The organism is Rhodoblastus sp. (assembly GCF_019449565.1).
In the GTDB taxonomy this organism is placed as follows: Bacteria; Pseudomonadota; Alphaproteobacteria; order Rhizobiales; family Beijerinckiaceae; genus Rhodoblastus.
Genome location: NZ_JAGRPM010000013.1, coordinates 16,879 through 41,689, shown reverse-complemented (window position 1 = coordinate 41,689; position 24,811 = coordinate 16,879). Strand labels below are relative to the sequence as shown.

Annotated in this window: 26 protein-coding genes, 1 tRNA gene and 1 pseudogene; 13 read left to right on the top strand and 15 right to left on the bottom strand. The window is 65.0% G+C overall.

The features are described 5' to 3' along the window. The first annotated feature begins 97 nt into the window (after positions 1 to 97). Positions 98 to 1,318 (top strand): MFS transporter, encoded by a 1,221-nt coding sequence (locus QZ409_RS02920; protein WP_296706931.1) that lies wholly within the window; start codon positions 98 to 100, stop codon positions 1,316 to 1,318. A 16-nt stretch (positions 1,319 to 1,334) separates the two neighbouring features. Then, positions 1,335 to 2,021: a fumarylacetoacetate hydrolase family protein gene (locus QZ409_RS02915; RefSeq protein ID WP_296706929.1), complete on the top strand. Its 687-nt coding sequence runs from the start codon at positions 1,335 to 1,337 to the stop codon at positions 2,019 to 2,021. Between the two features lie 40 nt (positions 2,022 to 2,061). On the opposite strand, the gene QZ409_RS02910 is transcribed toward QZ409_RS02915, so the two are convergent. From QZ409_RS02910 to QZ409_RS02895, 4 genes are read right to left on the bottom strand one after another with little or no spacing between them, the layout of a single operon-like run. Further along, entirely contained in the window at positions 2,062 to 2,778 is a 717-nt protein-coding gene (locus QZ409_RS02910) for a DUF4339 domain-containing protein (protein WP_296706927.1), read from the bottom strand. Beyond that, a complete protein-coding gene (locus tag QZ409_RS02905) occupies positions 2,775 to 4,223 on the bottom strand; it encodes an NAD-dependent succinate-semialdehyde dehydrogenase (protein WP_296706925.1) in 1,449 nt (482 codons plus the stop codon). Before QZ409_RS02905 ends, QZ409_RS02910 begins: the two co-directional genes overlap by 4 nt. Further along, positions 4,210 to 4,446, bottom strand: coding sequence for a hypothetical protein (locus tag QZ409_RS02900; protein WP_296707134.1), 237 nt, complete (start codon positions 4,444 to 4,446; stop codon positions 4,210 to 4,212). The genes QZ409_RS02905 and QZ409_RS02900 overlap by 14 nt, the downstream gene beginning before the upstream one ends. After that, complete coding sequence (locus QZ409_RS02895; protein ID WP_296706923.1) at positions 4,446 to 4,799, bottom strand: hypothetical protein; 354 nt, start codon at positions 4,797 to 4,799, stop codon at positions 4,446 to 4,448. Before QZ409_RS02895 ends, QZ409_RS02900 begins: the two co-directional genes overlap by 1 nt. A 147-nt stretch (positions 4,800 to 4,946) precedes the next feature. On the opposite strand from QZ409_RS02895, the gene QZ409_RS02890 reads away from it, so the two are divergent. Further along, on the top strand, positions 4,947 to 5,624 hold the full coding sequence (locus QZ409_RS02890) for an HAD family hydrolase (protein ID WP_296706921.1): 678 nt from the start codon (positions 4,947 to 4,949) through the stop codon (positions 5,622 to 5,624). Positions 5,625 to 5,977: 353 nt separating this feature from the next. Here the strand turns inward: QZ409_RS02890 and QZ409_RS02885 are convergent, their stop codons facing one another. Further along, entirely contained in the window at positions 5,978 to 6,235 is a 258-nt protein-coding gene (locus tag QZ409_RS02885; protein WP_296706920.1) for a hypothetical protein, read from the bottom strand. Positions 6,236 to 6,673: 438 nt separating this feature from the next. Here QZ409_RS02885 and QZ409_RS02880 point away from each other — a divergent pair, with 438 nt between their 5' ends. Together QZ409_RS02880 and QZ409_RS02875 are read left to right on the top strand one after the other, a co-directional pair. Next, positions 6,674 to 6,862, top strand: a complete 189-nt coding sequence (locus QZ409_RS02880) for a hypothetical protein (RefSeq protein WP_296706918.1) — start codon at positions 6,674 to 6,676, stop codon at positions 6,860 to 6,862. 17 nt (positions 6,863 to 6,879) lie between these two features. Continuing rightward, entirely contained in the window at positions 6,880 to 7,203 is a 324-nt protein-coding gene (locus QZ409_RS02875; protein ID WP_296706916.1) for a cytochrome c, read from the top strand. A 599-nt stretch (positions 7,204 to 7,802) separates the two neighbouring features. Here QZ409_RS02875 and QZ409_RS02870 read toward each other — a convergent pair. Continuing rightward, positions 7,803 to 7,877 (bottom strand) — tRNA-Val (locus QZ409_RS02870). 179 nt (positions 7,878 to 8,056) lie between these two features. On the opposite strand from QZ409_RS02870, the gene QZ409_RS02865 reads away from it, so the two are divergent. Beyond that, positions 8,057 to 8,647: a L,D-transpeptidase gene (locus tag QZ409_RS02865; RefSeq protein ID WP_296706914.1), complete on the top strand. Its 591-nt coding sequence runs from the start codon at positions 8,057 to 8,059 to the stop codon at positions 8,645 to 8,647. A 133-nt stretch (positions 8,648 to 8,780) separates the two neighbouring features. Beyond that, positions 8,781 to 11,486, top strand: coding sequence for a caspase family protein (locus QZ409_RS02860; protein ID WP_296706912.1), 2,706 nt, complete (start codon positions 8,781 to 8,783; stop codon positions 11,484 to 11,486). 61 nt (positions 11,487 to 11,547) lie between these two features. On the opposite strand, the gene QZ409_RS02855 is transcribed toward QZ409_RS02860, so the two are convergent. From QZ409_RS02855 to moaA, 4 genes are all read right to left on the bottom strand, one after another. Then, entirely contained in the window at positions 11,548 to 12,342 is a 795-nt protein-coding gene (locus QZ409_RS02855; RefSeq protein ID WP_296706911.1) for a DNA-binding domain-containing protein, read from the bottom strand. Further along, complete coding sequence (locus QZ409_RS02850) at positions 12,339 to 13,187, bottom strand: DUF692 domain-containing protein (RefSeq protein ID WP_296706910.1); 849 nt, start codon at positions 13,185 to 13,187, stop codon at positions 12,339 to 12,341. Before QZ409_RS02850 ends, QZ409_RS02855 begins: the two co-directional genes overlap by 4 nt. Before the next feature lie 70 nt (positions 13,188 to 13,257). Beyond that, positions 13,258 to 13,515: a hypothetical protein gene (locus QZ409_RS02845; protein ID WP_296706908.1), complete on the bottom strand. Its 258-nt coding sequence runs from the start codon at positions 13,513 to 13,515 to the stop codon at positions 13,258 to 13,260. A 115-nt stretch (positions 13,516 to 13,630) separates the two neighbouring features. Continuing rightward, positions 13,631 to 14,680 (bottom strand): GTP 3',8-cyclase MoaA, encoded by a 1,050-nt coding sequence (gene moaA / locus QZ409_RS02840; protein WP_296706906.1) that lies wholly within the window; start codon positions 14,678 to 14,680, stop codon positions 13,631 to 13,633. A gap of 72 nt (positions 14,681 to 14,752) precedes the next feature. Between moaA and QZ409_RS02835 the strand changes: the two genes are divergently transcribed. Next, positions 14,753 to 15,112, top strand: coding sequence for a DUF971 domain-containing protein (locus tag QZ409_RS02835; protein WP_296706904.1), 360 nt, complete (start codon positions 14,753 to 14,755; stop codon positions 15,110 to 15,112). An 8-nt stretch (positions 15,113 to 15,120) separates the two neighbouring features. Further along, positions 15,121 to 15,882, top strand: a complete 762-nt coding sequence (gene cobS, locus QZ409_RS02830; protein WP_296706902.1) for an adenosylcobinamide-GDP ribazoletransferase — start codon at positions 15,121 to 15,123, stop codon at positions 15,880 to 15,882. Between the two features lie 19 nt (positions 15,883 to 15,901). Here cobS and QZ409_RS02825 read toward each other — a convergent pair whose 3' ends face one another. After that, entirely contained in the window at positions 15,902 to 16,645 is a 744-nt protein-coding gene (locus QZ409_RS02825; RefSeq protein WP_296706900.1) for an SDR family oxidoreductase, read from the bottom strand. A 103-nt stretch (positions 16,646 to 16,748) separates the two neighbouring features. Here QZ409_RS02825 and QZ409_RS02820 point away from each other — a divergent pair, with 103 nt between their 5' ends. After that, positions 16,749 to 17,189 (top strand): helix-turn-helix domain-containing protein, encoded by a 441-nt coding sequence (locus QZ409_RS02820; protein WP_296706898.1) that lies wholly within the window; start codon positions 16,749 to 16,751, stop codon positions 17,187 to 17,189. Positions 17,190 to 17,232: 43 nt separating this feature from the next. Here QZ409_RS02820 and dusA read toward each other — a convergent pair whose 3' ends face one another. Then, a complete protein-coding gene (dusA, locus tag QZ409_RS02815; RefSeq protein ID WP_296706895.1) occupies positions 17,233 to 18,222 on the bottom strand; it encodes a tRNA dihydrouridine(20/20a) synthase DusA in 990 nt (329 codons plus the stop codon). Positions 18,223 to 18,569: 347 nt separating this feature from the next. Here dusA and QZ409_RS02810 point away from each other — a divergent pair, with 347 nt between their 5' ends. The 3 genes and pseudogenes from QZ409_RS02810 (at position 18,570) to QZ409_RS02800 (ending at position 21,845) form a co-directional block, all read left to right on the top strand. Next, the gene (locus QZ409_RS02810; protein WP_296706893.1) at positions 18,570 to 20,186 is read left to right on the top strand and encodes a hypothetical protein; all 1,617 of its coding nucleotides are present in this window, start codon (positions 18,570 to 18,572) and stop codon (positions 20,184 to 20,186) included. A gap of 453 nt (positions 20,187 to 20,639) precedes the next feature. Next, positions 20,640 to 20,996 (top strand): annotated as a pseudogene (locus tag QZ409_RS02805) (VWA domain-containing protein); the annotation flags it as partial. A gap of 153 nt (positions 20,997 to 21,149) precedes the next feature. Continuing rightward, on the top strand, positions 21,150 to 21,845 hold the full coding sequence (locus tag QZ409_RS02800; RefSeq protein ID WP_296706890.1) for a Crp/Fnr family transcriptional regulator: 696 nt from the start codon (positions 21,150 to 21,152) through the stop codon (positions 21,843 to 21,845). Positions 21,846 to 21,857: 12 nt separating this feature from the next. On the opposite strand, the gene QZ409_RS02795 is transcribed toward QZ409_RS02800, so the two are convergent. Genes QZ409_RS02795 through nirK form a run of 3 tightly spaced genes read right to left on the bottom strand, consistent with a single transcriptional unit; the run spans position 21,858 to position 24,725 of the window. After that, positions 21,858 to 22,466, bottom strand: a complete 609-nt coding sequence (locus QZ409_RS02795; protein ID WP_296706887.1) for an SCO family protein — start codon at positions 22,464 to 22,466, stop codon at positions 21,858 to 21,860. After that, complete coding sequence (locus tag QZ409_RS02790; RefSeq protein ID WP_296706885.1) at positions 22,466 to 23,257, bottom strand: formylglycine-generating enzyme family protein; 792 nt, start codon at positions 23,255 to 23,257, stop codon at positions 22,466 to 22,468. Before QZ409_RS02790 ends, QZ409_RS02795 begins: the two co-directional genes overlap by 1 nt. A gap of 1 nt (position 23,258) precedes the next feature. Further along, a complete protein-coding gene (gene nirK, locus QZ409_RS02785; RefSeq protein WP_296706883.1) occupies positions 23,259 to 24,725 on the bottom strand; it encodes a copper-containing nitrite reductase in 1,467 nt (488 codons plus the stop codon). Positions 24,726 to 24,811 lie beyond the last annotated feature (86 nt).

Below are 24,811 nucleotides of genomic sequence, written 5' to 3'. Positions count from 1 at the left end.
CGAGACCCACTTGCATGGCCACAAGGACGGCTCGCGCGCGTCATGCTAGTTTTCCGACAGGAAGCGCGGCGCAGGACGCCAAGATGGAGCGTTAAAGTTGAGCCAGGCTGGGGCGCAAAGCAAATCATCCGGACTGTCGGCGGTCGCCATCGTGCTGGCGGGCTGTCTCGTCGCCATGCTCTCCTTTGGCCCGCGCTCGGTGATGGGCGCCTTCCAGCTGCCGGTATTCGCCTCGCGCCCCTGGGGAACTGAGGCCTTCTCCTTCGCGCTCGCCGCTCAGAACCTGCTGTGGGGCGTCGGCCAGCCCTTCGCCGGCGCGCTCGCCGACCGCTATGGCTCGAAATATGTGCTGATCGCGGGCGCCTTGCTCTATGCCGCCGGGCTCGCCCTGATGGCCCAGGCCAATTCGTCGCTGGGCTTCGAACTCGGCGCCGGCGTACTGATCGGCTTTGGCCTTTCCGGCGCCTCGTTCAATCTGGTGCTGGGCTCCTTCGCCAAGCTGCTGCCTCCCGAGCGGCTGAGCTACGCCTTCGGCGCCGCGACGGCCGCAGGCTCGTTCGGCCAGTTCCTGTTTTCGCCGCTCGCCGGCGCGCTGATCGAGCGTTTCGGCTGGGAAGGCGCGTCCCTGGCTTTCGCGGCCCTGATCCTGCCGATCGTGCCGCTGTCGCTAGCCCTGGCCAGCCCGCCCGCCGCCTTCACGCCGCAGGCAAGCCAGGGCGCGACCTTCCGCCATGCCTTGAAGCATAACTCCTATGTGCTGCTGGTGCTCGGCTTCTTCACCTGCGGCTTTCAGCTCGCCTTCATCACCGTCCATTTCCAGCGCTATATCGTGGAAAGCGGCCTCTCGCCGGTGGTCGGCTATTGGGCCATCGCGCTCGTCGGCGCCTTCAATATTTTCGGCTCGCTGCTGTCGGGCTGGCTCGGCATGTGGATCCCGCGCCGATTCATCCTCTCGGCGATCTATCTCTCCCGCGCCGTGGCCACCGCCATCTTCATCGCCCTGCCTCCCAGCCCGACGTCCGCGCTGCTGTTCGGCGCCGTCACTGGACTGCTCTGGCTATCGACCGTGCCGCCGACCTCCTCGCTGATCGGCCAGATGTTCGGCGCGCGAAACATGTCGATGCTTTACGGTTTCGCCTTTTTCTCGCATCAGGTCGGAGGCTTTCTTGGCGTGTTGCTCGGCGGCTGGTTTCGTGAAAGTTTCGGGACCTATCAGCCGGTCTGGCTGCTCTCCATCGCGCTGGGGGTGATCTCGGCCCTGCTCAACCTGCCGATCGTCGAGGCGCCGGCCGAGCCGGTCCCGCAACCGGCCGAATGATTCCTCGGAGGAAAACATGAGCGAATATGTCTTTGCCGCGCCGCCACGGGCCGCGGCCCCAGTCGCGGGCGAAAAACTGTTTCCGGTGCGGCGCATTTTCTGCGTCGGCCAGAACTATGCCGCCCATGCCCGCGAAATGGGAGGAGACCCGACGCGCGAGCCGCCATTCTTCTTCACCAAGCCCGCGGATTCGCTCGTCATCGACGGAGCCGATGCGCCCTACCCCAGCCTGACCCATAATCTCCACCACGAGATCGAGCTGGTCGTCGCGATCGGGACCGGCGGCGCGCAAATTCCCGCCGACGAGGCGCTCGCGCATATCTTCGGCTATGCCGCCGGACTCGACCTGACGCGGCGCGATCTTCAGGCGCAGGCGCGCGAAAACCGCAAGCCCTGGGACATGAGCAAGGGCTTCGACTTTTCCGCCCCGCTCGGCCTCATCCAGCCGGCGGCGCAGATCGGCCACCCCAAGGCCGGACGCATTGTTCTCAAGGTCAATGGAAAAGTGACCCAGGACGGCGATCTTTCCGACCTGATCTGGTCCGTGCCCGAAATCATCGCCGCGCTCTCGACCTATGTCGCTTTGGCGCCGGGCGACCTGATTTTTACGGGCACGCCGTCGGGCGTCGGTCCGTTGGAGCGGGGCGATGTCCTGGTCGGCGAAATCGCGGACGTGGGCGAGGTGCGCACGAAGATCGTGTGAGCGGACGCGATTGTTTAAGCGGACGCGGTTCCGGCATGGCTCAGCTTTCGGAGGCCTTCCAGAGGCTGACGCCCGATTCCCGATAGGCGAAATAAGGGATCATGATCAGGAAGATCAACAGGCCGACGCTCAGAGCCTGCGGCAACGTCCCGCCAGCCATTTCCGCCAGAATCTCGCCGCGCTCCTTGCCGTGCAGATGGCCGACTATCAATTCCTCGATCACTGTCAGAACGATCAGGAAAACGGTGAAGACGGATGATTTTCGCAAAATCGCCGCGAAGGGGACGCCCTCGCGCTTCCCGCGCCCGCCAAGCTTGAGAGCCTCAAGCAGCATGATGAACTTGGCCGAAATCAGCGCCTTGACGACCGCCAGGCCAATGGGCGCGAATTCGACCCCAACGCTGCGCAATACAGTCGCCTTATAGAGGACAAGCGCGCCGAAACAGACCCAGAGATAGGCCGCAATCGCCAGGAATTCATAGAGCTCATGCCGCGCGCGTCGCGCCAGCTCCGCGCGCTTGGCCGGCGAAACCACAACTCGTTTCCAGCCAGCGGCGCCATCGCGCGGCGAGACCGCGTCCACCGCGAAGATATGCGCGAATTCCGCGACGTTCCGCGCCTCGACCCAATCCGGCATTCCCGCCTTCCAGACGAAATGCGGCAGGCCGGTCGTCAGAAGGATACGCTTGCGGATTTCGGCGGCGCTCACCGGACCGATCACGCTCCCGTTCTCGGCATAATGCCATCCGGCGCTCATGCCCCCAGCCCCCCCAGCAGCACATATTTGATCTCGACGAATTCCTCGATCCCGTGGCGTGAACCCTCGCGGCCGACGCCCGACTCCTTCACGCCGCCGAAGGGCGCGACTTCGGTTGAGAGGATGCCGGAATTGACCGCGACCATGCCATATTCCAGCGCCTCCGCGACGCGGAAGACCCGGCCGAGATCGCGCGCATAGAAATAGGCGGCGAGGCCATATTGGGTGGCGTTGGCCTGTGCGATCACATCCGCCTCGTCCTTGAAACGGAACAGAGGCGCGACCGGCCCGAAGGTTTCTTCCCGCGCGACGGCCATTTCAGCGGTCACATCGGCCAGCACCGTCGGCTGGAAGAAATTGCCGCCAAGCTCATGCCGATGGCCGCCGATCAGGACCCGCGCGCCCTTGGACAGCGCATCGGCGATATGAGCTTCGACCTTGTCGAGCGCCTTGAGCGTGATCAGCGGCCCCTGCTGCACGCCCTCCGCCACGCCGTCGCCGACCTTCAGCCTGCTCACCGCCTCGGCCAGCTTCGCCGCGAAGGCGTCGTAGACGCCTTCCTGCACATAAATCCGATTGGCGCAGACGCAAGTCTGGCCCATATTGCGGTATTTCGACACCATCGCGCCCGCGACCGCCGCGTCGAGATCGGCGTCCTCGAACACGATGAAGGGCGCATTGCCGCCCAGCTCCAGCCCGACCTTCTTAACGCCCGAAGCCGCCTGCCGCATCAACAGCTTGCCAACCGGCGTCGATCCGGTGAAGCCGACGAAGCGCACCGCCGGATGTTCGCAGAACACCTTGCCGATCGCCGTAGCGTCGCCGGTGACGATATTGAGCACGCCCGGCGGCAGGCCCGCGCGGACCGCCAGTTCTCCCAAAGCCAGCGCCGTCAGCGGCGTCTCGAGCGCGGGCTTGACCACGCAGGCGCAACCCGCCGCCAGAGCCGGGGCGCATTTGCGCGTGATCATGGCAGCGGGGAAATTCCACGGCGTGATCGCCGTCATCACGCCGATCGGCTGGCGCAGGGTGAGAATCCGCGCGTCCGGCCAGGGCGAGGGAATGGTCTCGCCATAGATGCGCTTGGCCTCTTCGGCGTAGAATTCGATGAAGCTCGCGGCATAGTCGATCTCGCCGCGCGCCTCGGCCAGCGGCTTGCCTTGTTCGCTGGTCATGATGAGCGCGAGATCCTCGCGCGCGGCGAGGATCAGGTCGAACCATTTTCGCAACACCGCGCCGCGCTGCTTGGCGGTCAGCGCCGCCCAGATCTTTTGCGCGCGGGCCGCGATCTCGACCGCCTCGGTCGCCTCAGCCGCGCCGCCGTTCGGAACCTGCGCGAGCAAGACGCCGGTGGCGGGGTTCCTGATCGCGATCTCGCCCGCGCCGCGAAAAACGCCGCCGAGCAGCATTTGCGTCTTCAGCAGGGTCGGATCATTGAGCTGCATTTTCCGCTCCTTTCCGGGCCTGAAGGTAACGCCGCAGCGCCACCACGGACCAGATCCCCTCGACAAGTCCGAACGGCCACGCGCCCTGCAGAAAGCCATAGGCCGACCCGAGCGCGCAAGCAGCGGCGAAGCCCAGAATATAGATCGCCCCGCGCGGCTCCAGCGCATAGAAGATAAGCATGGCGCTGACCGCGAACAGGCCAAAAAGCGTCAGCGCATCCATCATTTGGCCTGCGGCGTGCAGACTACGGTCTCATTGAGCACGTAACAGATCGACATGGCGCCGGTGCGCTGGTCGACCCGGAACACGCCGCCCTCTTTTTCATGGCGCGAGGCGATCAGGCCATATTCGCTCGGCGGCTGCGCGCCCGCGCCTTCGCCGGGCGGGTAGCAGAGCGTAACGCCGACCGAGCCGCCGTCCTTGAGGCCATATTGGCAGGCGCCGACCTCGCCCGTGGCCTTGTCGATGCGATAGACGCGGTTGAGATCGACCTGCGGCGCGGCGAGAAAATCGTAACTCGCGGCCTGCGCGGCGCCCGTCGTCGCGAGCAAGAGCGGAAGCATCCAACGCAGCATCGTCTTTCCCTTCCCCATCATTCGCCGCGACGGGCGAATCACCTTGTCCCTCTCAGGAATCTATCATGTTGGCCCCCCGGCGAGCCTTTGGCCATGACATCGCGAGCCTGAGCCATTATAGCCCTGCCTTGCGACAGGAGAAATTGCATGGTCCCGACGTACGACAGCATGCTTCACGTGTTCGATCTCGACGGCACCCTGGCCGATACGGCCGGCGATCTCATGGGAACGCTGGATTACATCATGGTTCAGGAGGGCTTCGCCGCCACGCCGCTGGACGACGCCCGCTCTCTGCTCGGCGCCGGAGCGCGCGCCCTGATCGTGCGCGCCCTTGCGGCGCAGGACGAGACCGTGTCGCCGCAACGGCTGGAAGACATGTTTCAGCGGTTTCTCGCGCATTATGAAACGCGCATTGCCGACGACAGCCGGCTCTATCCGGGCGTGGTCGAGGCGCTCGACGCGCTGGCCGCGCGCGGCGGCTTTTTCGCGGTCTGCACCAACAAGATCGAGCGTCCGGCCAAGCTGTTGCTGGAAAAGCTCGGCATCGCCGACCGCTTCGCTTTCATCTGCGGCCAGGACACTTTTGGCGTCGCCAAGCCGGACCCGACGCCCCTGCTGCGCACCATCGAGGCCGCCGGCGGCGCGCCCGGCCGCGCCATCATGATCGGCGATTCCAAAACCGACATCGCCACCGCGCGCGCGGCGGGCGTGCCCTCCATCGCGGTGGATTTCGGCTATACCGACCGCCCGGTGATCGAATATGGCCCCGACCGGATCATATCGCATTTCTCCGAACTGGCCGCGGCTGCGGCGGAGTTTTATTGAGCGCGGGATGCTTGGGCGACGAGCGCTGGGCGCTTGAGCGTCCCGGATCAAAACGCTGATGGGAAATGGGTCGCCGGGGAAAATGGTCGGCGATATAAGGATCATTCGCATCGCTGGCCCGTCAGTCATCTCGAAGACGATGGGTGGTCCACACCGACCGTCTATCGGATCAAGGAGATCATGCCAGGACCCAGGCGATCTTGGCTGAATAGGGAATGCGAGGGTCGGGGCGGCGGGGGCCGCAGCCGGAAAGTGAAATTACTGCCGACTTCCTATCTCCCGCCATCGCCACTCTGGACCGAGAATGCCGAGATCGAGGAATTCTGGAAGGCGGGCGCTCGACCAGTCGCGTTCTAATGCATCGCGCTCTTCGCCACCCCACCTTCCGAAAAGCTTTTGATGCCTTCGTCCTTGATGGCGCTCAATGCTTCGGCGAGGGCTTCTTCATCAGACGCAAACGGCTCTTCCCAAACTGTAGAGCAACCGTCGCTGGCGACAATCTCAAGCGCCCATTCCGCATCTTCGAGACGATAAATGAAAATTTCGACCTTCTCACCGTCTTCTTCAACGGTGCGCGAAAGCGGGGAGTCGATGAGCTTTGGTTCTGGCATCGGCAAAATCCTCAGCAGTTGGGCGGCGGTTTGATAGCACGGAGACGAGGCTGGCCCCTAATGCAGCGCGCCGTTCTCCGCTGCGCCTTCGAAAAAGCTCTTGATGCCCTCCTCCTTTAAACGCTTCGGCGCGCGCCGTCTCCTATGACCCAGTCCGAGACATCAAGTGGCAATTACGAGACGGTCGCCAATTTCATCAACGAACCGCGAAATGTCGTCGTGAAACCGCGCATCCGGTTCGATTCTCGTTTCGGCGTCCAACCAAGGACAACACATTCCGCTGGCCGCAGCTTCACACGCGAAATAGATAGATGACCCACCCTTAATCGTGGTCACGCGCCTCGACGCTATTTCGCTTCTGATCAATCCTTAGCTCGTCAATAGACCGGGGCAATGGTAGTCTTGAAAATATTGCCGCTGTGACAGGAGGAGATCATTGTGATCACGCTTGTAATTGGCATCCTGATTACCGTCGTCGTTGGCGCGATCTTGTTCTGGGTCATCGATAAATTCTGCACCGAAGCGCGGCTGGCGCAGCTTCTCAAACTGCTGGTGGTACTGGTCTGTTTGGGGTCGATTGTGTCCCGAGTGTATCCGCTGCTTGGCGGCGATGCCTCTGTGCCGTAAACGGTGGGAGCTAACCCGTGACGAAGTTCACATCTTGTTTTGCAATCGCTCTGACACTCGCTGCCGCAGTTAGCAGCGCCAACGCCCAAGCTGTAGGCGAGCCAAAGGAAGGCCTCGCCGTAGCGCAACAGGTTTGCGCGGAATGTCACGCGACGGTCGTCGGACAGGATCGATCCCCCAACGCGCAAGCGCCGACATTCGTCAAACTTGCCGCCACCCCCGGAATGACGCGGACCGCGTTATTGGTGGCTCTAACGACGCCGCATGCGGGGATGCCGATGTTCATGCTCGCGGACAAACAGCGGGATGACATTATCGCATACATTCTCAGCTTGCATTAAAATCCAGCCTTGATGTCCGGATGGACGAAATCCTGAACAGTTGAGCGGGCGGATTGATCGCTCGAGGCAAGGTCTAAGGCACGCGCGTCATTCGGTGGCGATAGCGAGTCCCCGCCCCCGTAGGGGGGAGAGAGGGAGACGGCGAGCTTGGCGCATTCGCGGTTGCACATGGCGTGAATGTTTTTGATGCAGCGGCCACATTTGGGCTGGCAGCCCTTGCTGTGGAACACGTCGCGCGCCCGGTCAGCGCGGCGCCCACAGGGCTTGGCGCTCGCCATTACGTCCCGGTCGGTGAGCATATTGCAGGAGCAAAGGATCATTGCGCGTTCATCGCAGATATCGTCCCCATATTAAAACATGGGCGTAACCTCTGCGGAAGCATTTTGGCGGGCCTGGCGAGCCATCCAATTGAGCGTAGTCGAGCGACCGATGCGAACCGATGAAGGTCGACGCCGATTTACACGCGACGCGGAGTCGATACCTTTCGAAGGCTATCCTCACCCCCTAAAGATAAGCCCGTTTTGCAAAGGGCCGCCGGAGTCGCAAGCCTTGTGCGTCTATGGCTGAAACTGTTGTTAAATCAGCATCTTGGGAAGCGATGGTGGGCGATATAGGGATCGAACCTATGACCCCACCCGTGTGAAGGGTGTGCTCTCCCGCTGAGCTAATCGCCCGGACGTCTTGACGTCGGAGGCCCTGTTTAGAAAACCCGCGCCGCCGCGTCAAGGCGGCAGCCCGACGAAACTACCTATTTCCCGATTGAAGATTTTCCGCTTTTTGCGCTTAATCGCTGCATCCCTGCCGCGACTCGCCGCGTTAAAGGGCACACAAGCTTCGCAGATCAGGAGCGCGCATGCCGTCCCGCCCGTCTTTCCTCGCCAATGCGGCGAAATTTCTGCTCCTCGCCGGCCTATCGCTGACAGCCGCGACGCCGGCCCGCGCCTTTATTTTCGATTTTCTCTCGGGGGAGCCAGGCCAAGGCGAGGGGCGGCCCTTCGCCTCGCCCATCGGGCGCGAGGTCGTCGCCTATCGCGGCGCCGAGAGGCCCGGCACCGTCGTCGTCTCGACGCGCGAGCGCCGGCTCTATTACGTCCTCGGCGACGGCCGGGCCCTGCGCTATGGCGTCGGCGTCGGGCGTCCCGGCTTCGAATGGGGCGGCGTGCACCACGTCACCAACAAGCGCGAGTGGCCGGACTGGACGCCGCCCGCGCAAATGATCCGCCGCCGTCCCGACCTGCCGCGCCACATGCCCGGCGGCATCGGAAATCCGCTCGGCGCGCGCGCCATTTATATCGGCGGCACGCTTTACCGCATTCACGGCTCCAACGAGCCCGACACCATCGGCCAGGCGGTGTCCTCGGGCTGCATCCGCATGACTAACAACGACGTGGTCGATCTCTATGACCGCGTCCACATTGGCGCCAAGGTGATCGTCCAGCGATGAGACCAATTTCGCGTTTTTGAATCCGTCTCGTTGCATTCAGTTGGCGTTCACCCGCATGGGCGCGTCATAACTTCGCCACGGGCGCGCATTCTGTTCGCGCAACCGGTCGACCGGGTGGCGGAGGAAAAGCAAGATGAGGCTCAGGCCCAAAAAATCGACGTTACGGATCGCCGCCGGCGTGTTTTTCATCGGCGCGATCCTTGTGCGAGCGCCTTTGGGCTCGGCGCAACCGGCGCCCGGCGTTTCGCCGCGCATCGCGCTGGTCGTCGGCGAGGCCGCTTACAAGACCGGCCCGCTGTCTTCCGCCGCCAATGACGCCGGCCTCATCGCCGACACGCTGCAACGCGCGGGCTTCGACGTCGCCGGCGCCGCCGATCTCGATCAGGACGGGCTGCGCAAAGCGCTGCGCGAATTCGTCGACAAGGCCGCCGCCGCAGGGCCGGACGCCATCGCCTTCGTTTATATTTCCGGTCGTGGCCTGCAATATGCCGGCGAGAATTATATCGCCCCCGTCGAGGCGGCGATTCCGCGCGCGGCCAACGTTCCGCTTGAGGCGGTGCGGCTGAGCGATTACCTCCAGCCGCTCGCGCAATTGCCGCTCAAGGCGCGCGTGGTCGTGCTCGACGCCGCGCGGATCAATTCCTTCGCCCAGACCGGAGAGCCTCTGGCGGGCGGCCTCGCTCTGGTCGAACCCGGCCCGGGCGGGCTTTACGCCTTCAACGCCGCGCCCGGCTCGGTCGCGCCGAACGAGACCGGCGCCTATGGAATCTACGCCCAGGCGCTGGCCGAAGCCTTGCGCCAGCCCGGCCTGCCGATCGACGAGGCATTCGCCCAGACCCGCATGCGCGTTTCCGAGGTCACCAAGGGCGCGGTCATTCCGTGGGACGAATCGAAGCTCGCCGCCGCTCCCGCTCTGATCGCCCGCGCGCCGGACGCGCCGCCGCCGGTCGCCGCCGAGGCCTATACACGGTTGCAGGCGCGACCCATCCGCGAATATCCGGTCGAGGACGCCTTCGCCGCCACGCTCGAACGCGACACGATCCAGGGCTATCGCGATTTCCTCGCGGCCTATCCGGACTCGCGCTATGCGCCGCGCGTGCGCGCCATGCTGGCGCTGCGCCGCGAGGCGCTCACCTGGCGGCGGGCCTATCTCGCCAATTCGCCGAACGCCTATTGGAGCTATCTGCGCGCCTATCCGCGCGGTCCCCACGCCGAGGACGCGCGCCTGCGGTTGGCCTATCTGCGCGCGCCGCTCGCCGCGCCGGAGCAATTCGACGTGGTTGAATTCGACGTGCCGCCGCCCTTGCCCGACGAGGCTGTCTATTTCCGCCGCCCCTATTACGTATTTGACGATCCGGACTGGGCGCCCCCGCCCCCTATCGGCTATCTGCCGCCTCCGGTCATGATCGTGGACGAGCCTCCGCCCCCGCCGCCCCATGCCGGATTGCTGCCGCTGCCGATGGTCGTCGCGCCGCTCGTCGGCGCGGCCGTGGCGGCGAAAATGGGCCTGTTCCATGCGCCAACGGTCGTCCAAACGCAGGTGCCCGCCGCGCAGGATTATTACAATAATTTCAATCGCCGGGCGCAGGTCGCGCCGGGATCGGCCCCGGCGCCGGGCGTTCCTGTTCCTGGCGCTCCCGCGCCGGGAGGCGCAGTTCCTGGCGCGCCCGGAGCGCCGGTTCCGCAACCCGGCGGCCTGCGGCCCGCTCTTCCGGCCGCGCCCGGCGCACCAGCGGCGCCCGGCGGAGCGCCCCTGCCCCAACCTGGCGCGCCTGTGGCGCCGACCGGCGCAGCCCCGGGCGCTCCCGCAGTCCCGGGCGGAGCGCCCTTGCCCCATCCCGGCGGCCCCGCCGCTCCAACCGGCGCAGCCCCGGTTGCTCCAGCAGCCCCCGGCGGCGCGCCCTTGCCTCGTCCCGCCGCGCCAACGGCGCCGATCGGCGCGGCCCCGACCGCTCCCGCCGCCCCGGGCGGAGCGCCCTTACCTCATCCCGCCGCGCCAGCAGCGCCGACCGGCGCGGCCCCCGTCGCTCCCGCCGCCCCGGGCGGAGCGCCCCTGCCCCGTCCCGGCGGCCCCGCAGCTCCGACCGGCGCAGCTCCGGGCGCTCCAGCCGCCCCGGGCGGCGCGCCTTTGCCCCATCCCGGCGGTCCCGCCGCTCCAACCGGCGCAGCCCCGGTTGCTCCAGCAGCCCCCGGTGGCGCGCCTTTGCCCCATCCCGGCGGCCCCGCCGCTCCAACCGGCGCAGCCCCGGGCGCTCCCGTCGCTCCGGGTGGAGCGCCCCTGCCCCGTCCCGGCGGCCCCGCCGCGCCGACCGGCGCAGCTCCGGTCGCTCCCGCCGCCCCCGGCGCCGCGCGCCCGCCTCGTCCAGCCGCGCCGGCTGCTCCAGCCGCGCCAGCCGCTCCAGCCGCGCCGACGCCGCATGTGACTCCCGCGCCGCAAGCCGCGCCCGCGCCAGTCGCGCCTCGTCCAGCCGCGCCGGCCGCCCCCCGGCCCGCCCCGCCACCGCCGCCTCAAGCGGCGCCCCATGCGCCTGCGCCGCATATCGCGCCGCCGCAGGCCCCGCGCGTGGCCCCGCCGCCCCAGCCGCGCGTCGCGCCGCCACCGCCGCCTGCGCCGCATTTGGCTCCGCCACCTCCGCAGGCCCCGCCTCACATGGCCCCACCGCCCCCGCGCGTTGCTCCGCCGCCTCCGGCCCCGCCGCCGCAGGCTCCGCGCGCGGCCCCACCGCCGCCTGCGCCGCATCCCGCGCCTCCGCCTCCCGCTGCCGCGCCCCGTCCCGCCGCGCCTCCTCATCCCGGCCGGCCCAATTGCGGCGGCCCTGGCGAACCGCCCTGCCATTAAAAACAAAGCCCGCCGCGAAACCTCGCGGCGGGCTTTTCAATCGCGGCAAATCAAACCGAAATCACCCCGGCGCAGTCGCGGCCGCCACGATCATGCCGTCGGCAAACCAGCGGGCGAGATAATTTCCCGCCGCCATCGCGAGTTCTTCCGCCGGCTTTTGCGGATTGGCGAAAGCCAGCAGCGAGCAGATTTCGCCAAAAGGCGCGCCGTCAAAGGCTGCGACGAGCGCCATATCTTCGCCGCCCTCCAGCACGCGATAGTTCACATCCAGATCGCGCCGCCAGACGAGCAGGCGAACCGCGCCGCCGGACTGAAGCGAGGCCTCGCCCGTCTGAGCGGCCTCATAGGCGGCGAGCGCGGCCTGGCTGGTTTCGACCACGACGACGCTGGGATGAAAACCCAGGCGCAGCTGCGGCCAATCCTCTTCCCTGGTCGCGGCCAGGGCCGAGATCGGAATCTCCTCAGCATCCTCGGCGTCGAAGCTTTTCGCCAACGCCGCCTCGAGCGCCGCCACGCCGCAGATGAAGGAATCGGCGCAATAATGGGGCGCCGTCCGCAGAAACGCCGGCAAGCTCGCGCCGAACCAGCGCGCGTTGCGGAAGGTCGAGGGCCGCGCGCGCCAAAAGGCTTCGGCCATCGCGCCGAAAGCCAACTCGCCGAGCGCCGCACGCAACACCGGATAATCATTGGCGAGAAATTCCGTCATGCGCAGTCGAAAGCCATCGTGATAGACCGCGAAAGTCTCCGCGACGCTCTCCGCGCGCCCCGGCGGCCTCAACCGGGCCAACAAGTGCGGCGACGGCTCGGCATCGAGTACGCTCGCCTGAAACAGCGATTGCAGTTCGGCGAGCTTCATGCCGCCACCCTTTCCCCGGCTTCCGCCAGGCGCCGCATGAACCCGAGTTCGTCGAGCAGTTCGGAAAAGGGCGGGAAGCGGTCGTCGCGCTCGATCATCGCCGGAATCGGCCCAAATTTTTCGCGCACATAGGAAAAAAGCTCCCAGACCGCATCGCTAACCGGATGATCATGGGTGTCGATCTTGTGCGTCTTCAAATCGCTATGGCCCGCAACATGGATCTGCGCGACTCGCTCCTTCGGGATGCGGTCGAGATAGTTTTTCGCGTCGAAGCCGTGGTTGAAGGCCGAGACATGGACGTTGTTGACGTCGAGCAGCAGCAGGCAATCTGCGCGCCGCGCGAGTTCAGCGAGAAAATCCGCCTCGCCCATCTCGTCGTCGGCGAAGGAAACATAGGTCGAGGGATTTTCCAGCGCGATGCGGCGGCCCAGAAAATCCTGCACGCGCGCCGCGCGCTCGACGCAATGATCGAGCGCCTCTTGCGTCAAAGGCGTCGGCAAAAGGTCGTGGAGGTTCAGGCCATGGGCGCCGGTCCAGGCGAGATGATCCGACACCAGCTCCGGCTCGACCCGCGCAATCAGCTTTTTCAGCGCGCGCAGATAGTCGAAATCGAGCGGATCGGTCGAGGCGAGCGACAGCGACACGCCATGCATGCGAAGCGGATAATCCGCGCGGATGCGGTCGAGCATGGCGAGGGGGCGCCCGCCGGGAACCATGAAATTTTCTGAAATGATCTCGAACCAGTCCACCGGCTGCGGGCTTTCGAGAATGTCGGGATAATAGACGGTCCGCAGTCCAAGCCCGAAACCCTGTGCACGGTCAGCCAGTTTTTCGCACTCGGTCATTGCGCTCTCCATCGCGGCAAAGCCTTTGCTCCCCGCGCCTGGGCGGCGCGGAGAGAGGTCGAAAATGCAATCAGCCGACCGTGCCGCCGAGCTTCGTGCAGGCGGCGGCGGATTTCTCGATCAGGAAGCCCTGGCCCTTGCAGGAATTCTGGCCCTTGCAGGCGTTGCTGGCGGTCTTGCAGGCGCTGGTTCCCTTGCAGGAATTGATTCCCATGCAATGGACCGGCGCCTTCTTGGCCTGCGCCTGCGTCGTCATGGCGGCGCCGGAAACGGCGAGGGCGATGGCGGCTGCGGCAAGGCTGGCGCCGGAAAGGATTTTCATCTGCATGATCGAACTCCCTGGAATCGCGCCCTGAACGGAGCGCGTCGCGCAGGCGCTCTGGGGCCTGCAACAAGGCATACGGATCGATCCGCGAATGGTTACACGTCGCGCGAAAAAAAAATCAGCCGCCGGTCGTGCTCATGTGTCGCGCAGAGGGAGCGAGCGCGCCAGCCCATTGCGCGACGAAATCATGGCCGCGCGGCTTGCGGCGCATGGCGTCGTCGAGTGCAGCGTGCAGCGCGGAATCATCCTTCGAGGCCCGCAGCGGGCTGCGCAGGTCGGTCTGGTCTTCCTGCCCGAGGCAGGTATAGAGCGTTCCGGTGCAGGTGACGCGGATGCGGTTGCAGCTGTCGCAAAAATGCTGGCTCAGCGGCGTGATGAAGCCGACGCGGCCTCCCGTTTCCGCGACGTCGAAATAGCGCGCCGGCCCGCCGCTGACATGGGTCGAGGGGGTGAGCGTGAGGCGCTCGGCCAAAGCTGCGGCCACCGCGTCGAGCGGCAAAAGACTTTCGATATTATAGGCCGCGTCTTCGCCGAGCGGCATGGCCTCGATGAAGGAAACATCCATGCCCCGGCCATGCGCCCATTCGACCAGAGGCAGAAACTCGCCCTCATTGCCACCCTTGAGCGCCACGCAATTGAGCTTGACCTTGAGACCGGCCTGCTGCGCGGCGTCGACGCCCTTCAGAACCTGCGCGATGTCGCCCCAGCGGGTGAGCGCGCGGAATTTCGCGGGGTCGAGCGTATCGAGCGAGACATTGACCCGGCGCACGCCGCAATCCGCGAGTTCCGTGGCGTAGCGCGCGAGCTGGGAGCCGTTGGTGGTGAGCGTCAGTTCCTGCAGGCCGCGATCGAACAGGCGCGACAGGCCGCGAAACAATTCCATGACATTGCGCCGCACCAGCGGCTCGCCGCCCGTCAGCCTGATCTTCCGCACGCCGCGCGCGACAAAGGCCGCCGAAAGCCGCTCAAGCTCCTCAAGGGTCAGAAGATCCGCCTTGGGCAGGAAATTCATATGCTCCGACATGCAATAGACGCAGCGAAAGTCGCAGCGGTCCGTGACGGAAAGCCGTATATAATCAATCGTCCGGGCGAAAGAATCGACCAGCGCCCGCGACGCGGGCGCGGCACGAGCGGCATGAGACGGGATTTCGAGTAGGTTCGGGCTCATTCCCTCTATATATGCTTTTTTTCCGGCGCATACAGAGCATAGCGCAACAAGCGCGGCGAAAGGAGAACTTGGGTGACGAGCGAATCGCATTGGCCGACGACGATCCGTCTCGCCGACGAAGGCCAAACGCTGCATGTCGCCTTTGAAAGCGGCGAGTCCTATGCGCTTCCAGCGGAATATCTGCGCGTCAACAGCCCGAGCGCCGAGGTTCAGGGCCATTCACCGGACCAGAAGGTTACCGTCTCCGGCAAGAAGAACGTCAGGATCCTGCGCGCCGAACCGGTGGGCCGCTACGCCGCGCGCTTGATCTTCGACGACGGCCACGACAGCGGCTTCTTCACCTGGGAATATTTGTTCACGCTCGGCGCAGGGCGCGAAACATTATGGCAGGCCTATCTCGATGAGTTGGCCGCGAAAAATCTGCATCGTTGAGGCCGGACATGGATTGGCTGAGCGATTTCGTCGGCGCCTTGCGCTTTTTCTCCCGCGTTCCGATCCCCGGCCCGATGGAATCGGGCGACTTCCGCCGCAGCCTCCGTCTGGCCCCGCTCGCGGGCGTCTTGCTGGGCCTCGTCGGCGGGCTGGTTTTCGTCGCCGCGCTGGGGCTGCGCCTGCCGGCGGCCGCCGCCGCCCTGCTCGCGCTTGGCTTTGGCGCGCTTGTCACGGGCGCCATGCACGAGGACGGCCTCGCCGATATCGCGGATGGTTTTGGCGGCGGCTTCACCCGCGAGCAAAAGCTCGAAATCATGAAAGACAGCCGCATCGGCGCCTTTGGCGCGAGCGCGCTGGTGCTGAGCTTCAGCCTGCGCGCCAGCGCGCTGGCGGCCCTGGCCCCGTCGCCATATAGCGGCTTGCTGGTCCTGATCGCCGCTGGCGCCGTTTCGCGTTGCGCCTGTCTGGCCCCGCTGGTCCTTCTGCCGCCAGCGCGCGCCGACGGTTCGGGAAGGGCGGCTGCCGATACGGGCGCGGCCTTGCGCCCGGCCTTCCTGGTCGCGCCGCCGCTGGCTTTCCTGCCCGCGCTGGGCGCCTATGGCGTCTCGACCTGCTTCGCGGCGCTCGTGCTGGCCGCGACCGCAGTGCTTGGCCTTTGCGCTCTGGCCCGCGCCCAGATTGGCGGCCAGACCGGCGATGTCGCCGGCGCGGCGCAGCAGGTCGCGGAAATCGCGGTCCTGCTCGCTTTCGCGGCGGCGGAAGCGTCGTAACGCCGCGAACCGCGCTTTGTCAGTGCGCGCTCAGCGCTGCGAAGGTCGCCTCGAAACGTCCCTCCGCCTCGGCGAAACGAAGAGGCCGAACGCGCTCCACGCCAATTTCGGGCGGCGTGGGCCGGCGTTGAAGCAGACTGAAGACTTCATCGGCGAAAGCCTCGAGCGGCATATAGCCGTCTCGAGTCGCCTGGCCGGGGGTCAGATCGGTCTGCACCGCGGGCGGAACGATTTCGATCACGTCAACAAGGCCCTTGAGCTGCTCGCGCAAGGCGACCGTATAGGAATGGATGGCCGCCTTTGTCGCCGAATAGGTCGGCGCGCGTTTGAGCGGCACAAAGGCCAGCCCCGACGACACATTGATGATCGCGGCGCCCGGCCGGGTCTTGAGATGATCGACAAAGGCGTCGGCCATGCGGATCGGACCCAGTAAATTTGTGACGATGGTCTCCTCGGCGTCGTGAAGGTCCCGCGGGCCGGTCAGGTCCTCGAAGCGCATCACCCCCGCATTATTGACCAGAATATTCAGTTCAGGATTTTCCGCGATCACGCGCCGGGCAAAAGCCTGAATCGAGGCCGGATCCTGGATGTCGACCTCGGCCGCGCTCATCCGCTCGCGTCCCCGGATGGTCTCTTCCAGGACCTCGCGCCGCCGGCCGGCGACAATCACATGATTGCCGAGATCGCGCCAGCGATGAGCGAGCGCCCGGCCAATGCCCGAACCGCCGCCGGTGATGAGTATGTTGTTGCCGCCGATCTGCATGCTGCGTCCTCTATCGTTCGATTGACGCAGTTAACCTAGCTACTTACACTCTAAACGAAAGAAGGCACCTAAAAGATTTATACTTACTAAAAAGAGAGCGTAGATGCCCCCGCCCGAACGTCCCGGCGATGATCGTCCCCAGCTCCCCCATTCCCTGGCTGGCGCTCCGCCAAACGAGATCGACCCGCGCGTTGAGGAACTGGTCAATCAACTGATCGCCCGGGTCGCCGACAAATGGACCATGCTGGTGCTGGAAGCCCTTGCCGAACATGGCGAAACCCGTTTCACGCGCCTGTCCAGGCTCGTGCCCGGCGTTAGCCAGAAAATGCTCACGCAGACGCTACGGCAGATGGAGCGGGACGGCCTTGTCGTGCGTACGGTCCATCCCGTCGTGCCGCCGAAGGTCGAGTACCGCCTAACCATACTTGGACAGAGTCTCGGCGCCGCCTTCTGCGGCGTTTGGATCTGGGCCGAGCAGAACCTCGCCGCCGTGGAAGCTGCCCGGCGCGGCTTCGACCTGCGCGGGTCCACGAAACAGGATTGATAGAATCAGGATTGATGGCGACGCAAGCCAGTTTGGGCGTCCCTCAGGCGCTCAGGCGAGCGCCTTGAGTATGATCGACCATGGCGAGCGCGTCCTCGACAACGCGCGCGTCCGCCCCGCGCTTCACGGCGTAAGTCGCCAGGTGGCGGCGAAAGGCGCGCGCGCCGGGCCGGCCCTGGAACAGCCCGAGCATGTGCCGCGTGATGTCGGCCAAGCGCACGCCCTGCCCAAGCTTGCGCTCAATATAGGGCAGGAAAGCCTCGACTGCGGCGCGGCTACTGTCATGAGGCGCCGGCGCTCCGTATAGCAGCGGATCGACCTCCTGAAGCATCGACATATTGTGATAGGCGGCGCGGCCAATCATGACGCCATCGACGGAATCGAGCTGCGCCCTCATGGCGTCGAGCGCTTCAAGCCCGCCATTGATGGCGATGGGAACGTCCGGCCACGCCTGTTTGAGCTCATGCACCAGACCGTAATCGAGCGGCGGAATGTCGCGGTTCTCCTTGGGCGACAGGCCCTTGAGCCAGGCCTTGCGCGCATGGACGATCAAGGCGTCGGCCCCCGCGCCGAGCACGGCTTGCGCCATCGCGAACAAGGCCTCGCGCGGCTCCTGATCATCGACGCCGATGCGGCATTTGACCGTAACCGGCAGGTTCGACGCTTCTTTCATCGCCGCGACGCAGCGCGCGACCAGAGCCGGTTCGCGCATCAGGCAGGCGCCAAAGGCCCCGTTCTGGACGCGATCGGACGGGCAGCCGACATTGAGATTGATCTCGTCATAGGCGAATTCGGCGCAGATCTTCGCCGCGCGCGCCAGATCTTGCGGGTCCGAGCCGCCAAGCTGGACGGCGATCGGATGTTCGCTGGCGTCATAGCCAAGCAGCCGCTCGCGATCGCCGTGGATGATCGCGGCGGAGGTGACCATTTCCGTATAGAGCCGCGCCTTGCGCGTGTGCTGCCGGGCCAGCACGCGATAATGGGTATCGGTCCATTCCATCATGGGCGCGATGGAAAAGCGCCAGGGACTCATGCCGCCGATATTTCCGCCTAACTCAACTCGTTGCGTCATTTCTGAGGTGCATCCAGTCACGTCTCGTCTGCCGCCATTCAAAGTCTGTTGCGGCTCGCCAGCCTATATGGCGCAAATCTGGATTATTCGCGATGGTCAAATTGGTCCTCGCGGCGCCTTTGCGCGAGCTTGCCATGCCTTAACCTCGCCACAATTGAGTGGGGCTTTTTCCCACGTTTTTTTGATCCTGCGCGTCGGCTCGGGCCAACGGGGCGGGAGTCCATTTGTTACATCAACATCCGCGCCGCCGAAAAGCGGACGGCTGATCGATCGCGGGCTGCTATCAATGCGCCGGAGGCATTCAGGTTATGGCCTATCGCGAAGACCCCGCCACAACGAAGGCTGACGCCCGCGACGGCCATGGCGCGCGCCCCGGCGATTTCCCCTCGGGGCCATTCGACTCATTTGCGAGTTTGGCGGAAGCCATCGCGATAGCGGCCTATCCGGTCAAAAACGCCCACCGTCGTCGCGGACCGGATCGCGCCGCCATTCTGACCTGTCTCGGCGTCTTTTTCCTGATTTTTTGCAGCAAACTCCTGTTGATTCAGTTCGCGTCCAGTCCGGTCCCTTTTTACGACGAATGGGACGGGGTAGCAGCGAGCGTCCTAAAGCCCTTCATCGAAGGGCAGTTCGGCGTCGGAAAGCTATTCGTCCACGACAACGAGCATCTGATTTTCTTCACCCGGTTGGTGACGATCCTCGGCCTCAAAATTTCGGGCTATTGGGACGTCGTCCTCGCCATGATCTTCAACGCCTTCCTGCATTCCGCCACACTGGCGCTCTCGTTGGCGGGACTAACGCGAGCGCTCGACAGCGCGAAGGCGACAGCCGCCCTGCTCCTTGGCTGCGCCGTCGCCGTTCTTCCGTTCGGACACGAAAACACGCTCCTCGGCTTCAACACGCATTTTTATACATTGATGGCGTTTTCTCTCGCTGCATTATGGTTTTTCGCAGCCGCCAAAGCCTGGACATTGCGATGGTGTTTGGGCGTGTTGCTGGCGACAGGCGCCTTTCTGTCAATGGCGAGCGGAGCATTGGCGCCCGGGATAGCCGCTGGCCTGGCGCTGGTTCAGATTTGGAGGGGGGCGCGGTCCGGGCTCAGGGAATGGCTCGGCATGGGCGCCCTGCTCGCCTTGGCCGCCTTGTTCATCGCGCTGACGCCGCATGTTCCCGAGAATGATGTCTTTCGCGCGCGTTCGATTGCGGCCTTCCTGTCGGGCTTTATTCATCTGCTCGCCTGGCCAATTCCCTTCGGAATCGGCGCTCTGCTTTATGTTCCGGGACTGGCCTTTGCTTTTGCCGTTGTGCGGCAAGCTCCGCGACGCCACGATCCGCGCTGGTTCAACCTTGGCGTCCTCGCCTGGACGCTGTCGCAATTAGCCGCGCTTGCCTTCGGCCGGAACGAGATTCTTGTCTTCCGCTATATAGATTTTTGCGTTGTCGGCGTGTTTGTGAATCTGGTCAGCGCATTGTGGCTTGCGACCTGGCTGAATGCGCTCGACGGGCGTCGCAATATCGCTTTGCTGGGCAAGGTCGCCTTGCTGGCATTGGCGGCTGCAATGATTCTGGCTCTGGCCATGACAATCAATCATGGTCGGGTGGTCGGATGGGGCGCCATTCTGGAGCGTCGTGACAGCGCCCGCATCCAGGAAGCCAAATTGCGTTCCTATATCTCGACCGGCGACGGTTCGGCGCTCGGCGGCAATGGTCTCCATGACCTTCCCTATCCCTCCGTCGTCAGGCTGAAAGCCCTCCTTGACGATCCGACGATTCGGTCAACGCTGCCGCCAAATATCAATCCCGGTCAGCACGTCCGCCCGATCGCCGAAGCGATCAAGTCTCATATGCTGGCAGGCTGGTGGGCCTTTTTCGCCGCTGGCTTGCTCTGTCTGAGCCTTTCGCGCCGCTCCGTCCGGCGGAACTGATCCGCCCCTTCCATCCACCGCGACATTCGCCGCGCTCCTTGCGCCGCGACAAGGTCTTCCCGCCCCTGACATCCCATTGCTGGCGTCTTGAAAGGGCGCCGGGAGATGAGCGACATCGTGGATGCGGGCCAGCTGGAAATTGCGACAGACGAACATGATCTCGGCTGGGGGCCTCTGTTGGCCCTGCCCGGGCATCCCCTGGTGTGGGTGCTGATCGCTTCGGAACTGGCGGTATTCGGACTGGCGCTGCTCGGATATGCCGGAGCCCGGGCGCGCGATCCGGCCGGATTCGCCGCCGCGCAGGACAGTCTCGACCGGCTGGCGGGCGCGATCAACACAGCCATTCTCCTGACCAGCGGATTATTCGCCGCCTTGGCCAACGCGGCGGCGCAGGAAGGACGGCGCGGTCGCGCCCGCTCCTGTCTCGCCGGGGCTGGGGCGCTCGGCGCAAAGGTCGATGCGCGCATCGCCGCGCTCAAGCCCGGATTCTATACGCGGCTCGGCGCCGCCATGCGCCATGCGTCGTTCCGGCTCTGCGAACGTCCCAATGCGCGCAAGCTGCTGCTGGTGATCACCGACGGCAAGCCCAATGATCTCGATCATTACGAAGGGCGCTTCGGCGTCGAGGACACAAGGCGCGCGGCGCAGGAAGCGCGGCGGCGCGGCCAAGCGGTGTTCTGCGTCGCCATTGACGCGCAGGCGCAATCCTATCTGCCGCATTTGTTCGGCCCGGCCGGCTTCGCCATCGTCTCCAAGCCGGAAAAGCTCTCCTCCGCGCTGCCCGCGATCTACCGGCATCTTGTGGGGTGATTTCCCGTTCGCGGCGCCCCGGGCGCAATGGCGCCTTGGGGGAGCGCGGGATTCTTGCTAAACCAGACGCGACGCCATGCCCTTGCGCGAAGACAAGGAAGCGGCGCATCCAACGGCCAGACCGGGCGCGGAACATCTGGAGGAACGCCGCCCATGGCGCAGCTCGACCGTTCGCTGATCGCCAGCGCGCCGACACTCGCGGGTATGAGTCCCGAAGCTTTGGACGATATTCTGGCCCAGGCGACGCCGCTCCGCCTGCCGAAGGGCGAGGCCGCGTTCCGTCAGGGCGAGCAGGCCGACCGCTTCTTCCTGCTGCTGCATGGCCGGTTGCGGGTGACGCGCCTGAACCCGCAGGGGCAGCAGATGGTGGTGCGATTCATCGCGCCGGGCGACATGTTCGGCGTCGCCATGGCCATCAAACTCGACGCCTATCCGGGCACGGCGACGGCGGCGATCGATTCGCTGGCGCTGAGCTGGCCCAATGCGGCGTGGAAAGATCTTCTCGCGCGCCACCCCGGCCTCGCCGTCAATACGATGCAAGCGCTGGGGGCGCGATTGCAGGATTCGCAGGAGCGCATTCTCGATCTTTCGACCCAGCAGGTCGAGCAGCGCATCGCCGGCGCCGTGCTGCAACTCGCCCAGCAGGCGGGGAGGAAGACCGAAGACGGTACGCTCATCGACTTCCCGCTCTCGCGGCAGGATCTCGCCGAAATGACCGGGGCGACCCTGTTCACGGTCAGCCGCACCCTCAGCGCCTGGGAGGAACAGGGACTGGTCGAGCGCGGACGTCAGCGCGTCGTGGTGCGCGACATGGCGGGCCTTCAGGCCCTCGCGCGCAAGCAAGACTAACGCAAAGACGGCTCACTTCTTCTTGAGGCCTTCGATTTTCGTCACGAATTCGTCGATGTCGAGTTTGGCGTCGGCTTTCTGGAAGACGATCTCGCCCTCGCCGTCGAGAAGGGTAATCGCAGCCGAATGGTCGAAGCCGCCCTTGTCGTCGCGGCGATAGCGCACCCCGAGCGCCGCCGCGAGATCTCGGACCGCCTTGTCGTCGCCGTGATAGAGCGACCATTGCGCGGGGTCGAGTCCGCGCTCATCGGCATAGGCCTTGAGCCGCGTGGGCGTGTCGACCGCCGAATCCAGCGAGAAGAACGCAAAGCGGATATCGGCCACCTTTTTCGCCTTCGCGGCGTTTTCGATGGCGACCATATTAGCGACGATGAGGGGGCAGATATCCTTGCAACTGGTATAGGCCATCGCGACGACCACCGGCATTCCGCGCAAATCCTTTAGCTGGATCGCCTTGCCGTCCTGATCGGTCCATCGCGCGTCGAGATTGTAGAGCGAGGCGCCGGAGAGCGGCTGCCCCGCCTGCATCGGCATCATGTGTTCGTGATCATGCGCGCGCGCCGGTACGACGGACGCCCAACAGAGACCCGCGAGGGCGAGAGAAAGAAACTGAACGCGCATCATGTGTCTCCTGCGCAGCGAAAGCCGAGATTGTCCTGGCTGTAGGCCGCCTTCAGGCTGGCGCGTGAAGCGTAGCGCATGAAGGCGGGATAATCGGAGGGATCGCGCACGCCTGCGGCGCCGCCGCCGCAGAATTGCGCATCGTCCTTGCTCGACGTGTTGCGCTGTTCCGTCCCGGTCGCGGCGCTGGAAAAATCCAGCGTCCATTCCCAGACCAGACCGACCATGTCGTAAAACCCGTAACCATTGGGCAGACCGCGCCGCACGGCGGCAAGACGCGGCGGATTGGGCGCGGAAAACCAGTCGAGTGAAATCTGGGTCACCGCCTGTTGTCCCCGCCCAGCGTCGGCAAGGGCGTATTCCCATTCGTCGGTGGTCGGCAGGCGCAGGCCGCGCGCTTCGCAGAAGGCTTGCGCAGCGAACCATGACACATTGGTCACGGGCGACTGCGCCTCGCCCTCGGGCGGGGTGAGATCGCCGGGCCATTTGCCGAGATAATGGCGATCGACAAACAAAGCCTTGGCCTGCGAGCGTCGCCATTCCGGATGGGCGCGGACGAAATCGAGATATTGCGTATTGGTGACAGGGGCCTCGTCCAGCACAAAAGCGCGAACCGTGACGGGACGGTTTTCCGCCTTGGTCTGGCCCTTGCCGGCGCTGAGCTTGAAAAAAGGCAGATAGTCGCCAGCCGGCACGCGGACCATTTCGCCGCAGGAGGCGCCCGCGACAAAGACCTGAGACGCGGCGAATATCGCCGCGCCCCAGAATATCGACCAACCGGCGCGACGCATGTCAGTTCGCCTTCGCCCTGCCGGCCTTGATGTCGTCCGGAGTCACGGTCTCGCCTGAATTGCCCCAGGAATTATAGACATAGGTCAGGACATTGGCGATGTCCTCGTCGGGCAGATCCCAGGCCGGCATGACCCCGTCATAATTCTTGCCGTTGACCGTGACCTTGCCCTCCAGTCCGCCGGTGACAGCCTTGATGACGCGGGCCTTGCCGCCCTTGAGGTAATCGGACTTGGCGAGCGGCGGGAAGGCGTCGGCGACGCCCTGCCCGGCCGGCTGATGGCAGGCCGCGCAATTATTGGCGAAGATTCCTTCGCCCGCCTTGATCCGTTCGGCCTTGTCCTTGGCGGCGGGCGCCGCGCGGCCCGGCTGTTCGGCGACGCGCGCGCCGGCGCCTTCCGGCAAATAGACCAGATCGTCGGTCTTGCCGGAATAGATCATCTTGTCCTCCGCCCCGGCGACTTTCAGCTGAGCCAGCGCTCCGCGATTGAAGGCGCGGGTCAGCGAATGATCGACCAGGATGAAGGTGCCGGGAACGGTGAGCTTGAAATCGGCGATCGCCGAGCCGCCTGCGGGGACCATCGTGGTCTGCACATTATGCGTCGGCGTGCTCATGTTGCCTTCGGCCCAGACGGTGTCGAAAATCTGGCCGATGACATGGAAGGACGACGTGAGGTTAGGGCCGCCGTCGCCGACGTAAAGCCGCATCGTCTCGCCGACATTGCCGGTCAGCGCCTTGTCGCCGGTGGTCGAGCCGACGGCGCCGTTGAACACGACGTAATCGGGCCGCTCGTCGATGGCCTTGACCATGCTGAAGGGCTGCAGGCCCTGCTCGCCATTGGGGCCCTTGGTGTAGAAATCGCTCTGCATCACGTAATATTCGCGGTCGACCTTGGGCAGGCCCTCTTTCGGCTCGACCAGAATCAGCCCGTACATGCCATTGGCCACATGCATGGCGACCGGCGCGGTGGCGCAATGATAGACATAGAGGCCCGGATTGGTCGCCTTGAAGGAAAAGACCGAGGAATGGCCGGGCGCGGTCAGCGAGGCCGCCGCGCCGCCGCCGGGACCATTGACGGCGTGCAGGTCGATATTATGCGGCATCTTGTTATCGGGATGGTTGTCGAGATGCATCTCGATCAGATCGCCCTCGCGCACGCGGATGAACTTGCCCGGGACCTTGCCGCCAAAGGTCCAGAACGTATAGCTGACGCCATCGGCCAGCCGGCCTTCGACTTCCTTGACTTCGATATGAACGACGACCTTGGTCGCGTTCTTGCGCATAATCGCCGGCGGCACATTGGGCGCGTCGGTGAGAATGGCCTTCTCCTCGCCAATGATCTTGTCGGCCGCGTTTTCGTCGCGGCTGGCGCACCATGCGGGCGACGCCAGAACCGTAGACGCAAAAACCGTAGACGCAAAAACTCTATAGGCCATGAGGCGCGAGGCGCCTTTTGTACGAAGCTTCATCTTGTCGTCCCCCCATTTCGCGGCGTTTGCAATTGATGCAGTGCTGGCCGCCGACGGTAGAGGCTTACGATGCGCCCGCGTTGCGG